Source organism: Thalassospira permensis NBRC 106175 (assembly GCF_000714555.1).
In the GTDB taxonomy this organism is placed as follows: domain Bacteria; phylum Pseudomonadota; class Alphaproteobacteria; order Rhodospirillales; family Thalassospiraceae; genus Thalassospira; species Thalassospira xiamenensis.
In genome coordinates this window covers 124,176-138,250 of record NZ_AUNC01000045.1, presented here as the reverse complement: position 1 = coordinate 138,250, position 14,075 = coordinate 124,176, and the positions used below count along the sequence as shown (strand labels likewise).

Here is a 14,075-nt window from a genome sequence, read left to right as displayed (position 1 = left end):
AACACGGGACAGGCGGGAAACAACCCGAAAACAAAACTGCCCGACTTGGGGACAATCTGGGACTAACGGGCAGATAACCATGCAAAATCTCCTATCGCGGCGATGCTCTCGTAACACGCTGCGCAATACAACTGTGCTGTGCGGCATTTCCCTTGCCGCAGGGTTGATCCCGCTTGCCATGCCCCGCAGTGTCGCGGCGCAAGCCATCAACGTTCCGGCCCTCGACATTCAGGTTCTCTCCGACGATGTTGCCGACTCACCGGACTATGCATCCGGCTCTTACAATGGCGGCCTCATCGAAGCCAACGGCACGCTCAGAAATTACGGAACGCTGACCAATACCGGTACGCTTGACATCAATGGTATTATAGATATTGGCAACAGCACCGGCACCAAAACCGGCATTCTGAATAATGCGGGCACCATCACCCTTGACGGAACCATACGGCTTTATGGCACCGCGCTTAACAATACCGGCAGCCTCGTCATTACCGGCTTTCTCGTTGCCTCCGAAAACGGGCAGGTGACCGGTGACTTCACCAATAATGGCCAGGTCGACTTTACAATCAACAGTTCCCAGACATATTCCGATGTCATGACCGGCAACGGTCGGTTCCGGAAATACGGCACGGAAACGCTGATTCTGACCGGGGATTCATCGAATTATAGCGGTGAAACCATACTAGTTGCGGGCATCATACAGATCGGCAATGGCGGCACCACAGGGGCACTTGGCGGGGACTTCACCATCAGCAGCAGCGGATCGCTCGTCTTTAATCGCAGCAATGATCTGAGTTTTGCCGGGGTGGCCTCAGGCAACGGCAGCCTCACTAAACAGGGGGCAGGCACCCTGACCCTGACAGGCAACAACACCTATACCGGTGCCACCACCATTTCGGCTGGTACGCTCCAGATCGGCAATGGTGGCACCACCGGGGCAATCACCGGCAATATTACAAACAATGCTGCACTTGCCTTCAATCGCAGCAACGACCTGACCTATGCCGGGGTGGTTTCAGGCACCGGCAGCCTGAACAAATCGGGCGGCGGCATGCTGACACTTTCAGGCACGAACACTTATACCGGTGCCACCACCGTTTCGAACGGCACCCTTGCGGTTAACGGATCAATCGCCGCATCAAACGTTTCGGTTCAGAATGGCGCCACCTTTGGCGGCACTGGCTCCGTTGGCGGCACCACCATTGCCTCGGGCGGCATTCACGCGCCGGGCAACTCCATCGGCACCCAGACCATCAATGGCAACTATACCCTTAACAGTGGTTCAATCCTGGCAATCGAAGTCAATTCAGCAGGCAATGCCGATCAGGTGATCGTCAATGGTACGGTCAATGTTGGTGGTGCGACGCTGCGCATTCTTGGCCTGCCCGATAATGATATGTCCGGTCAGGACAATTATACCCACATCATCATCGTCAATGACGGGGTCGATGCGGTTGTTGGCACGTTCAACAGCATCAACAACCAGCTCGCCTTTTACGATGCCTCCGTTGCCTATAGTGACGGCACCGGTAACGATGTAACACTTAGCCTCACACGTAACGACACCGATTTTACCGATCACGCCGTCACCGGCAACCAGTCGGCGGTTGCGGCTGTTATCGACGATCTTCCGGGGGCTGATGGTGCCACCATCCGTGCCGCCCTTCAGGGGCTGACCACTGCCGAAGTCCAGCGCGCCTATGAACAGCTTTCCGGCGATGTTCACGCCAGCACCACCGCCATCAACGGCCAGATCGCCCGCCAGGCTGGCGGGCAGATCGGCGGTCGTCTGGCCTCCCTTAACAGCAACAGCAGCACGGCCGGAACTCTCGTCGCCGCAGGCACACTTTCACCCGCCGCACTGGCGGGGTTTGCTTCCGCCGGTCCGGCCGCGTCCGACCATATCGTAACCGATGCGGACACGCCCCTGCTCGCCCTTGGTAATGAAGGCAGCCTGCAAACCGGGTCTGCCATCTGGCTTCAGGCGATTGGCGGCAAAGGCCGGGTTGACGGTGATGAAAATATCGATGCCACAGATTACAAATGGGCAGGCATGATCGGCGGCTATGACACCCGCTTTTCGGAAACCACCACTATTGGCATTTATTTCGGCTATGCCGATGGCAACAGTCGCCAAAGTGGCCGCGACGCCACCCTTGATTCCGCCAATCTGATGGCCGGGGTCTATGGCACGCATGATCTCGGCGATGACTGGCGCCTGTCCGGGCAGGCCGGATGGACCCGCATCGGCATCGACAGCAGCCGCAACCTTGATTTCGGCAGCATCGACCGCACCGCCACCGCCGATTACACCGACAATGCGCTTAATGCCGATCTCGAACTGGCAAAGGGCTTTGCGATTGCCCCGAACTGGCGGGCGGAACCCTATGGCGGGCTTGGCGTGATCTGGAACCGCTATGGCAGCTTTTCCGAAACCGGGGCAGATTCTGCCAATATCTCGCGCGCGGCCGATGACGACCTTTCAGGCACCGCAAGCCTTGGCGTGCGCTTTGCCGGCATGATCGATACCGGCGATGACAAAACCCTGATCCCGCAATTCCGTCTGGGATGGGATCATCATATCGGCCCGGTTTCCAACAGCACCACGCTCGCCTTTGCCGGAACCCCGTCCTTCACCGTCTCGGGCAGCGAAACCGACCGCGACCGGCTGGTCGGCAATCTCGGCTTTGCCCTTGCCGATGACGACGGCTGGACCCTTTACGCCGATTACCAGCCCTCGATCTCGGAAAACAGCCACGAACATGCTTTCGGTGCCGGGTTCAGGATGAAGTTCTGATTTCCTAAAAACCTGCCAATTATCCACTTTGCGCAAGCCCTTATCCACATTGCGCAGAATAAAGTCCACGCTCTCAGATAGCGGGTTGTGCCCTTTGCAAAAGCAGCCCAAAGGAATGGGAAATCATCATTTCTCATGACTGAAGGCGTGCTGTCATATGGACCTGCATCAACCATCCCGGCGGGCACGTCAATTCTCCTGCTGGCGTGGTATCTTTGCACATGCCCGATACGGCCTTGTCCCCCTGATCCTGTTATGCGCCGCACCAATCGGATCAGCACAGGCCGCAACTTTCAATGTCACCAACACCGCCGATAGCGGTGCCGGTTCCCTGCGTCAGGCGATTTTTGATGCCAATGCTGCGGGTGGCACCAACACCATCGATGTCCAGGTCGGCCTGGGCACCATCACGCTGACCAGCGGCGACCTGAACGCGCTGAACAGCAACATCACCCTGAACGGCAATGGCAATACGCTGAGTGGCAATAACGCGTATCGCGGCCTGTTCGTTTATTCCGGTACCGTGGCAATCAACGACCTGACCATTGAAAACGCCGTTGCTTCCGGCGGCGATGCCGGTCAGGCCGGCGGCGGCGGGGCCGGGCTTGGCGGGGCCCTGTTCGTCAAGGATGGCGCAAGCGTCACCATCAGCAATCTTGTCGCCCAGAACAATGCCGCAACCGGCGGTGATGGCGGTGCACAAACCACAGGGGGGATCACCGGCGGGGGTGGCGGTATGGGGGGCGATGGCGGCGTTGCTGCCGGTGGCATTTCCGGCGGCGGCGGCGGCCTTGGCAGCGGGGCAACCGGTGGATCAAATGGGGGCAATGGCGGTGACGGGATCGCCCAGGGCGAAGGTGCCGGTGGGGATGGCGCCGATTCCGGCGGCGGTGGCAGTACGGGCGGCAATAATGGTGGCGGCGGCGGTTCTGGCGACCAGTCGGTCGGCGGCGGCGGTGTCAACGGCATCGATGGCACGTTTATCGAAGACCCCGATGGCGGTTTTGGTGGCGGCGGCGGCGGCATCGGCAATGGCGGTTTTGGCGGCGGGGGTGGCGCATTCCGGGGTGATGGCGGTTTTGGTGGCGGGGGTGGCGGCGGCGGCCTTGGCAGCACCGCCAATGTCGGTCAGGGCGGATTTGGCGCTGGCGACGGTGTATCGAGCGGCACCATCGCTCAGGCTGCCGGGGGTGGTGGCCTTGGGGCCGGGGGTGCCATCTTTGTCATGGATGGCGCAACCCTGACCATCGCCGGAACCCTGACCGTCAATAACAACACCGTCACCGGCGGAACCGGCGGAACCGGTGCGGCGGGCACGGCACAGAACGGCTCTGCCTTTGGCGATGGTGTTTTCCTGCAAGGCAGCGGCACCCTGACCTTCAATCCTGATACCGGCAACACGCAAACCCTTGCCAATACCATCACCGATCAGGCCGGATCAGGCGGCACCGGCAGTTGGGCACTAACCAAAAACGGCGCAGGCACCCTGACACTCAGTGCCGCCAACACCTATTCCGGCGCAACAAACCTTTCGGCGGGCACATTATCCCTGTCGGGATCGGGAACACTCGGAAATGCCGCAGGCGCACTTAACCTGACCGGTGGAACGCTTGATCTCGGCACCACGACACAGACCCGCACCGGCACCATCACACTCAATGGTGCAACCGTGTCAAACGGCACATTGTCATCATCGGGCACTTTCGCGACCCAGTCGGGCACCATCAGTGCCGTTCTGGCAGGGACCGGGGCGCTGACCAAAACCGGCACCGGCACCGTCACACTTAGTGCCGCCAACACCTATACCGGCGCAACGGACCTTTCGGCGGGAACATTAACCCTGTCAGGATCGGGAACACTCGGGGATGCCGCCGGGACGCTTAACCTGACCGGTGGAACGCTTGATCTCGGCACGACAACACAGACCCGCACCGGCACCATCACGATCAATGGCGCAACCGTGTCAAACGGCACATTGTCATCATCGGGCACTTTCGCGACCCAGTCGGGCACGATCAGTGCCGTTCTGGCCGGAACCGGGGCGCTTGCCAAAACCGGCACCGGCACCGTCACACTCAGCGGCGCCAACACCTATTCCGGCACCACGACCGTCTCTGCGGGCCGCCTTGCGGTCAATGGATCAATTGCCTCTGCCGTCACGGTCGCGAACGGTGCCACCCTTGGCGGCACGGGAACCGTCGGGCAAACCACCATCTCATCAGGCGGCATTCATGCGCCGGGCAATTCCATCGGCACACAAACCGTCAATGGTGCCTATCTCCTCAATGCCGGTTCCATCCTCGAGATCGAGGTGGATAGCGCAGGAAATTCCGATAAGGTCATCGTGACTGGCACGGTCGATATCACCGGCTCGACGCTGCGGATCAAAGGCGTATCGGGGAACAATTTCTCCGGCCAAACGACCTATAATTATGTGATTATCGAAAATGATGGTGTTGATGCAATTACCGGCGATTTCGCAACAATTGACAATCAGCTTGCCTTTTATGATGCCAGCAATTCGACCACGGGCGGCACTGGCAATGATGTCTCCCTGACACTGACCCGCAACGCCAGCGGCTTTACCGACATTGCCACAACCCCCAATCAAAAAGCCGTCGCTGGCCAGATCGGCAACCTTTCGGGCACGGACGGCACCACCATCAGCAACGCCATTCTTGGCCTGACGAATGCCGGGGCACAGCACGCCTATCAACAGCTCTCGGGCGATATCTTTGCCGCCGCCCCTGCCATGAATGCCCGCATCACCCATCAGGCCACCGGCCAGATCGGCGCACGCCTTGCCGATCTGAACCGCAGCCGCACCATTGCCCAAACCACCAGCGGGTCCCTTGTCGCCGCCAGCACCCTGTCCCCCGCCGAACTTACCGGCTTTGCCCGTTCCGGTCCGATGGCAAGTGACGCAAACATGCTGTCGCTGGGCACTGAAAATGCGCCACAGTCCGCCTCCGCCATCTGGCTTCAGGCGATTGGGGCAACCGGCCGGATCGATGGTGATGGCAATGCCGACACCACCGATTACCAATGGACCGGCATGGTTGGCGGCTTTGACACACAGCTTTCCGATACCACCATTCTGGGGGTCTATTTCGGTTATGCCGACGCCAGGAACCGTCAGGCTGGCCGGGATGCCACCCTCGATAGTCGCAATTTCATGGCCGGGCTTTATGGCACACGTGACCTTGGCGATGATTTGCGGCTTTCCGGGCAGGCCGGCTGGACCCGAACGGCAAATGACAGCCGCCGTAATCTTGTTTTTGGCGGTATTGATCGTACCGCCACGGCGGATTACACCGACAATGCGCTCAATGCCAATCTTGAACTGGCAAGGGGATTTGACGTTGCCCCTAACTGGCGGCTTGTACCCTATGGCGCGCTGGGCGTGCTCTGGAACGATCATGACGCCTTTACCGAAACCGGGGCCGGATCGGCCAATCTGTCACGCGCATCTGTCAGCACCCTGACCGGAACCGCAAGCCTCGGGCTAAGGATGGCGGGCATGTTTGAAACCGGCAATGGCAAAACCCTGATCCCGCAATTCCGTCTTGGCTGGGACCATCACCTTGGCCCGACAGCCAACAGCACCACATTGGCCTTTACCGGCACATCCTCCTTCACGGTCGCAGGCAGCGAAACCGACCGCGATACACTGGTCGGCAATCTCGGCATGACCCTTGCCGATGACGATGGCTGGAGCTTCTATGCAGATTACCAGCCCTCGATCTCCAAAAGCCGCCGCGAACATGCCGCCAGTGCCGGGTTCAGAATGAAATTCTGATCTCTCAAAAACCTGTTGTCCTTTGGGCCATCCCATACGCGCCGCATCCTTCTTTGCGGCGCGTTTTTTTCCCTCTCCACCCAAAGGTGAATAACATCACACGGCGGCAAACCAAACCTACCAAAGTATCGTATAACTATCCATATGAGTAGTAATGCTATTCAAAATAGAGCACGTTCGAGAGGATGTGCGTTTAGAAATTTTGGTGAGTTAAAATGTCGTTTTTTGGTAAAATCAAGATATCCCACAAAGTATTTGGCGGGTTCGGGATCATTCTCGTGCTTTTGGGGGTCTTGGCGATTATTTCCGTCTTCTCCCTTTATCGCGCAGAAGATAACTTCGCGAAATATCACGAGCTGGCGGAAATATCGAACCAGTCATCCTACGTGCTTGCCAATATTCAGGATGCGCGTATCGGCATTGCGACCTATCAAACCAATTCGTCAAGCGCGCTAAGAGAGCAAGCCGTCGGCAAGCTGTCGACCGCACTTGACATGAACAAGAAGCTTATCGCCATCCTTGACAGTCAAAGCAAAATCGCGGCTGCCCGTCAGGCAGAACAGGACTTTCAGGCTTTCCTTGCATCTTTGAATAAATTCAGCGCAAGCAATGATGCATCCGAGCGCCAGGAAATCATCGAAAGTGAGCTTGACGTGATTGGTGCCCGAATTGCAACGGCAATCGAAGAGATCCGGATTGCCAGCAAGCAGGAACAGGATGCACTTGCGGACCAGACGATCAACGGCATCGAGTTCGAGATCGTGGTTACCGAAATAATTGCCGTTGTCGCTGTTATTGTCGGTATGGTTGCCGCTTGGTTCATCGGGGCCGGAATATCCCGCCCGATTGTGGCGATCACGACGACAATGCGCAAACTTGCCGATGGCGATAAAACCATCCTGATCCCCGGCCAGAATCATGAGGACGAAATTGGCGACATGGCCAAAGCCGTTCTGGTGTTTCAGGAAAACATGATCAAGGCCGACGAACTCGCCGCCCAAGAGGCCGAGGCCCAGAAACAGCAGGCAGCGCGGACCAGACTGATCGAAAAACTGACCAACGATTTCGACAGCGATGTGTCCGTGGTTCTGAAAACCGTAGCATCTGCCGCGACCGAAATGCAGGCAACTGCAACATCCATGACCGCAACTGCCGAGGAAACCAGCCGCCAGTCCACGGTTGTCGCCGCCGCGGCCGAACAGGCATCAAACAATGTACAGACGGTGGCCAGCGCCTCCGAGGAACTGAGCGCCTCGATTTCTGAAATCAGCCATCAGGTAAGCCAGTCCGCACAGGTCGCCAGCAAAGCCGTTGCCGAAGCCCAAAGCACCAACGCCCAGGTCCGCGGCCTTGCCGAAGCAGCCCAGAAAATCGGCGATGTTGTCGGCCTGATCAGCGATATCGCAGCCCAGACCAATCTTCTGGCCCTTAACGCCACGATCGAGGCCGCCCGCGCGGGCGAGGCCGGAAAAGGGTTTGCCGTGGTCGCAGCAGAGGTCAAAAACCTCGCCAATGCAACGTCAAAGGCGACGGACGAAATCACCAGCCAGATCACAATGATCCAGTCCGAAACCGAGGAAGCGGTGATTGCCATCGGTTCCATCAGCACGACAATTGCCGAAATCAGCGAAATTTCGGCCACCATCGCAAGCGCCGTTGAACAACAGGGTGCCGCAACCCAGGAAATCAACCGCAATGTTCAGGAAGCATCTGACGGAACCACCGAGGTAACCTCAAACATTCACGGCGTCAACGAAGCCGCAGCCTCAACCGGTGCGGCGGCCGAACAGGTGCTTGCCGCATCGGGGGACCTGTCCGAACAGGCCGAAACCCTGCGCCAGAAAGTCGAGACGTTCTTGAACGCCGTGAAAGCGGCCTGACGTAAAGACAGGCAACGATATAAAACACGCGCAAACTGCAACAGGCCCGGACAAACTCTCCGGGCCTGTTTGCTTTTGCCGACCTTTTGATCCCCCCTGCAATTTCAATCCCCAAACTTTGGGATTTCGGCCTCGAACCCGCCCCGCCCGCTCACGGGCCATAACACCGACCTCACGCTTATGTGATTGCACGTGATTAAATCGCACACGATTTAATATTGCGCGATCATAAATTCACGGCTACAAGCATTTCATCGAAACAACGTTTGGCCGGTCATCGGCGAAACCGGGAAAAGGAAGATGAAAATGCTGAATGTGAAAAACCTGCTCAAGGCGACCGCTTTTGCTTTTGGCCTGATGGCCGCTCAATCTCCGGCCTTTGCCGCTGACACTGCGGCCGCGAATGCCGCCAACACCAAACCAACCATCCTTCTGGTCCATGGTGCCTTTGCCGCCTCTGACAGCTGGGACGGTGTCGCGCCGATCCTGCAGGACGAAGGATATCGCGTGATCAGCGTTGCCAACCCGCTGCGCAGTGTTTCGGGCGATGCCGCCTATACCCGCTCGCTTATCGACAGCATTCCGGGTGAGGTGGTTCTGGTCGGTCATTCCTACGGCGGGCCGGTCATCAGCAACGCCGCAACCGGTGCAGCCAATGTGAAATCGCTGGTTTATGTCGCCTCTTTCGCCCCGGAAAAGGGTGAAACCATTGCCGAACTGGCAGCAAAATTCCCCGGCGGCACATTGGGTGAAGCCCTGGCAGCCCCGGTTCCGCTCGGCAACGGTGTGAATGATCTTTATATCGATCCGGCGAAATTCCACGCGCAATTTGCCGCCGACGTCCCGGCTGACAAGGCCCGCCTGATGGCGATTGCCCAACGCCCGGTCACCGACTTTGCATTGAACGAGCCGTCTGGCGATACCGCATGGAAAGACCTGCCGTCCTACCACATCTATGGCACGGCTGATAAAAACATCCCGCCGGCGGCAATGGAATTCATGGCGGAACGTGCGAATTCACAGGAAACCGTCGTGATTGATGGCGCCTCCCACGTCGTCATGGTTTCCCACCCCAAAGCTGTTGCCGACCTGATCTTGAAGGCCGCCAACACCAACTGATCTTCAACCCCTGCCTCCCTCAACATCTGCCCGACTTCACGCGCCGCATCCCCCATGCGGCGCGTTTTTTTTTATGCCCGATACCTCAAAGCCAAACCTGCATCCCCCTGCAAAGTTCTTCTGCCCTACCCATATACAATGAAACACACGGTTGAATTGCGACCACCACAGAACACCGCAACCAATCGCCCCGGGGCATCGGGAAAGGACGCGGATGACATTTTTTCGCAAAATCGGGCTCGCAGCCGCCCTTTTGCTGCTCGCCCAGACAAACGTTCAGACGCACGCCAACGCGCATGAACTGCCATCGGCACACGCAACCGAAACGCTGGTCATCGTCACCAACGATTACCCGCCCTATGCGCACGCCGACGCGGATGGAAGCTTCCTGCCTGATCTGTTTGATGCCATCGGCCATGAAATGAATGTCACGTTTGAATTTCATTTCAAACCGTGGAAGCGCGGCGAACAGGATGTTGAAAATCTCGAAGCATGGGGCACGCTGCCCTATCGCCGCACCGAAGAACGCGCGCGAAAATTCAATTTCTCTGATGCACTCTATATCGAAGATTCCCCGTTTTTCGCCTATAACGCGAACGGTCGCAAACCGGCCATTCACTATGAAGAACTCTCTGATCTCAAACCCTACCGCCTTGGCGGGATACAGGGATATTATTATCAGCCATGGTTTGAGGAAGCCGGGCTTTCCGTCGAATATGCCCTGACCGAAGAACAGAATTTCAAAATGCTTCACATCGGCCGGATTGACCTGTTCTCCACCGCGCGCTCCGTCGGCTGGTACACCATCCGAAACCTTTTCCCGCCAAAAGAAGTCGAAAAATTCTATACGATTGAAAAACCGCTGCTTGAAGGATCGGGGCTTTTCCTGATGACCTCAAAGGATTACCCGAACGGCGATGAACTGCTCGAACGCTTCAACACAGCCCTCGCCACCGTCAAGCAGAACGGCACGTTTGAAAGCCTGATGAACCGGCATGAATTGACGGTCAATTACTGACCCCACATGCAAAAGGGCCGCAGCATCAACGCCACGGCCCTTTATTATCTGAATTTCGCGGCCTTACCCCTGCCTGCGCACGGCCTCGGCACTGGCGATCACGTCCTCAAGGTAGCTCCGCCACGACGGATCAACGCTGATCCCGAAAATATCGCTCAATGTCTGCTCGACATCGCCGACCGACAGGTGATGCACCTCTTCCTCGCCCGTCCGCAACCGGATGGTCAGACGGTTGTTTAACAAGGTAAACCTTGCATGCGGCGCACTGCGCGCCACCATCAGAACCTTGGCAAAGCCGCTTTCGGGATGGGTGCTGGCATAAAAGTTCATCACTTCGTAATCGATATCCTCGACCGGGACGATATCGACCTCATGCACCGGCTTCCACACCCCGTCGCGTTCAAGCTCCGTCAGGTAACGGCCATTGCGTTCCCGCACGCGGAAGGTATCATGCGGGGTCACCTGCGGCACCGAAACGCCCAGCAAAAGCGGCGCGGTCGGAACACATCCGCCCAGCCCGACATCAACCAGCCACGCCTCGCCATCCAGTGTGACGCGCATCGCCATATGGCAACGCGGCCGCGGGCCATCACTCTCGGAATAGCCCCACAACACCCGCCCGGCAAGGCTTTCGACCTCGAAACCAAGGCTGCGCAACACACGCCGGAACAGGCCGTTCTGCTCAAAGCAATATCCACCACGCCCGTCAAAAATGATCTTGCGGTCGATATCATCGGGGTTAAGGCTCACGCCCTTGCGGCACAGCACATTGATCGCCTCGAACGGGATATGCGCGGGATGGAGCGCATGCAGATCGCGCAAAACCTCAAGGCTCGCCTCGCGCGGGCCGTCATAGCCGATCCGGGCAAAATAGGCATCCAGATCGACCTGCGGTTCCGGCAGGTTAAAGGGCTTCGCCCAGCTTGCGTCAATCGCGTTCTGCACGCTGGAATGGATCGTGGCATCATCGAATTTGGGGGCACTCATCGGCAGATGCGTATTCATCGGGTGGCTCCGTGTCTTGTCCGTTCGGGGCGGTATGGGCGGTATATCGAAGAACTTCTATCTCAGGAGCAGAACCATAGGACCTCAAGTTAAGTTCAGGTCAAACACTAATTTCAAAAGATTTTCATCGAATGTTCTGCGGCCCTGAACACCAATAAACGCATATATGTGCAACATTGCGGCATCCCAAAGGCCACAAAGGCAATTTTCCACCTTTTATACGCAACAACCAAAGCGCGGCGCGACAAACCCGCCTGCTCTGTGCTATCGAAATGGTATATGATGTAACGCTCGCGAATGCCCGCACCATTGCGACCGGTTCCCGAACAGACAGGAAGATGACATGCGTACTGTTTATGTGAACGGCGATTATCTGCCGGAAAATGAAGCCAAGATTTCGATCTTTGACCGTTCCTTCCTGTTTGCCGACGGCGTGTATGAAGTCACCTCGGTACTTGATGGCAAGCTGATCGATTTCAACGGCCACATGACCCGTCTGGCGCGTTCGCTCTCGGAACTCGGCTTTACATACAAGGCCGATATCGACGAACTGCTTGAAATCCATCGCGAACTGGTCAAACGCAACAACATCACCGAAGGCCTGGTTTACCTGCAAATCTCGCGCGGATCGGCCGGTGACCGTGATTTCGCGATCAAGGATGACACCCCGGCCACGGTTGTTCTGTTCACGCAGTCGAAATCCCTGATCAAATCGCCGCTGGCCGAACGCGGCCAGAAAATCCTGACCTACCCGGATGTCCGCTGGCGCCGCTCCGACATCAAAACCGTGCAGCTTCTTTATGCGTCGCTTCTCAAAACCGAAGCCGCCGCCAAGGGGGCCGATGATGCGTGGATGGTGCTCGATGGCTATGTCACCGAAGGCTCGTCAAACAACGCCTATATCGTGACGCAGGATAACGTCATCGTCACCCGGCAGCTTTCCAACGACATCCTGCACGGCATCACGCGTAAGGCCGTCCTGAAATGCGCCGAAGAATTGCAGCTCAAGGTCGAAGAACGCCTGTTCACCGTCGATGAAGTCTATGCCGCCAAGGAAGCCTTCTCAACCTCGGCCTCGGCCTTCGTCTGCCCGGTCGCCGAAGTCGATGGCAAAAAAATCGGCGACGGCACGCCGGGCCCGATCGCCAAGCGGCTCCGCGAAATCTATATCGAAGCCAACCGCGCCACCGCGATCTGATCAATCCGCATCTCGCGTCCCAAACGCAAAACGCCGCTCCTTCTCGGGGCGGCGTTTTTTTGTTTGTCTGAAATAATTGTCGAGTGCCAGAAAAGTTGAAATTTTCGCCAGAGAAGATGAAATTCTCGCCGGAAATGATGAAATCATCACGCCCCAGGAAACTCCACAACCCGACAGCATCTGAGACTGTAGACCGTATCATCGCCCTCAGGAGCGAAGGTTTTCTCTGATCCACTCCTCAGCGGTCGTGACATTGATGCCATTCCGCTCATTGAAGCTGTCGCGTTTGGGCCATGCCACACCCTTCCCTTCGGCAAAGACAGCCCGATATTTCTTGATGTGGTTGTCGGGGTCCTGTGCAAGCTCCGATTTGAGCTGAGGAACTGTCCATTCCGATTTCGTAAACGGACGCCCAAGCACAGTCTGAAGCTTGTCTGCAACCTCCCCATACGTCACCGTGTCACCCGCAAGGTAGACGATCTCGTTTCGGATCGCCGGTTGAGCAAAGACCACCTCTGCGGTCAAGGCACCGATATCATCAGGGGTCGTCAGCGTAACTTCCGTATCCAGGCTGCCCAGCGCGTGGACCGCATTCTTTTTGAGATCAACGACCTCAAATATTGGTTCGAATAAAAAGCTCGTGAACATTCCCGTGGAAATTACGACCCAGTCCGTTTTGTCTTGGCCGCGCAGGAGTTCACGCACATCAATCTGGGCGTCGAACAGGTCCTGGGGGCTGCCGCGACCGATGACGTCAAAATCGACACCGAACTGCCAAGGAAAATATCGCTTCAGGTTGGCTTCAAGCGCAGCCTTTGCGAGTTTCATTGGAGTGTTTCGACCGGCGGAAAAGCCTGCGCAGCCGATCACTGTATCATAAGGTGCAAAGATCGCTGCCAGCTCGCTTATCGAAGCGGCAAGGATATCTCCGGGTACGATCTCGATCCCTAATGCGCGAATTTCAGCGACGTCGCGCTTTTTCACTGGATCGATGGATTCAACGGTGGCCGCCCGCAAGAGAACGCTGACCGTTGTCCCTTCATGCGCCTTGGCTTTACGTGCAAGATTGCGCAGAACCGGCATGCCGAGTTCTCCGGCACCAATGACCAAGATCGACTGTGCGTCGACTGTTTGCGAATAGTTCATCGTGGAAATCCTTCCTAATCTCATCGTTGATATGACCGGATAGATGACATAGTTCGAAAGCTGTCGTAAGAAGGCACACGCGTGATACCGGAGGGCAGGAAGATGACCAGAGA

At 57.3% G+C, this 14,075-nt stretch carries 8 protein-coding genes; 6 read left to right on the top strand and 2 right to left on the bottom strand.

The window, feature by feature from the left end:
* Nucleotides 1-79 precede the first annotated feature (79 nt).
* From SMB34_RS20780 to SMB34_RS17380, 5 genes are all read left to right on the top strand, one after another.
* The gene (locus SMB34_RS20780; RefSeq protein WP_084716685.1) at nt 80-2,797 is read left to right on the top strand and encodes an autotransporter family protein; all 2,718 of its coding nucleotides are present in this window, start codon (nt 80-82) and stop codon (nt 2,795-2,797) included.
* 157 nt (nt 2,798-2,954) lie between these two features.
* Complete coding sequence (locus SMB34_RS20775; RefSeq protein ID WP_051682389.1) at nt 2,955-6,596, top strand: autotransporter outer membrane beta-barrel domain-containing protein; 3,642 nt, start codon at nt 2,955-2,957, stop codon at nt 6,594-6,596.
* A 215-nt stretch (nt 6,597-6,811) separates the two neighbouring features.
* Nucleotides 6,812-8,476 carry a methyl-accepting chemotaxis protein gene (locus tag SMB34_RS17390; RefSeq protein ID WP_037991916.1) on the top strand — a complete coding sequence of 555 codons (1,665 nt, stop codon included), beginning with the start codon at nt 6,812-6,814 and terminating at the stop codon, nt 8,474-8,476.
* Between the two features lie 300 nt (nt 8,477-8,776).
* A complete protein-coding gene (locus SMB34_RS17385; RefSeq protein ID WP_205618063.1) occupies nt 8,777-9,595 on the top strand; it encodes an alpha/beta fold hydrolase in 819 nt (272 codons plus the stop codon).
* 214 nt (nt 9,596-9,809) lie between these two features.
* Nucleotides 9,810-10,613 carry a substrate-binding periplasmic protein gene (locus tag SMB34_RS17380; RefSeq protein WP_037991913.1) on the top strand — a complete coding sequence of 268 codons (804 nt, stop codon included), beginning with the start codon at nt 9,810-9,812 and terminating at the stop codon, nt 10,611-10,613.
* A gap of 63 nt (nt 10,614-10,676) precedes the next feature.
* Here SMB34_RS17380 and SMB34_RS17375 read toward each other — a convergent pair whose 3' ends face one another.
* The gene (locus tag SMB34_RS17375) at nt 10,677-11,618 is read right to left on the bottom strand and encodes an arylamine N-acetyltransferase family protein (RefSeq protein ID WP_205618062.1); all 942 of its coding nucleotides are present in this window, start codon (nt 11,616-11,618) and stop codon (nt 10,677-10,679) included.
* A gap of 343 nt (nt 11,619-11,961) precedes the next feature.
* Between SMB34_RS17375 and SMB34_RS17370 the strand changes: the two genes are divergently transcribed.
* The gene (locus tag SMB34_RS17370) at nt 11,962-12,816 is read left to right on the top strand and encodes a D-amino-acid transaminase (protein WP_037991912.1); all 855 of its coding nucleotides are present in this window, start codon (nt 11,962-11,964) and stop codon (nt 12,814-12,816) included.
* 207 nt (nt 12,817-13,023) lie between these two features.
* Here the strand turns inward: SMB34_RS17370 and SMB34_RS17365 are convergent, their stop codons facing one another.
* Nucleotides 13,024-13,962, bottom strand: a complete 939-nt coding sequence (locus SMB34_RS17365) for an aromatic alcohol reductase (protein WP_037991911.1) — start codon at nt 13,960-13,962, stop codon at nt 13,024-13,026.
* Between the last annotated feature and the right edge of the window lie 113 nt (nt 13,963-14,075).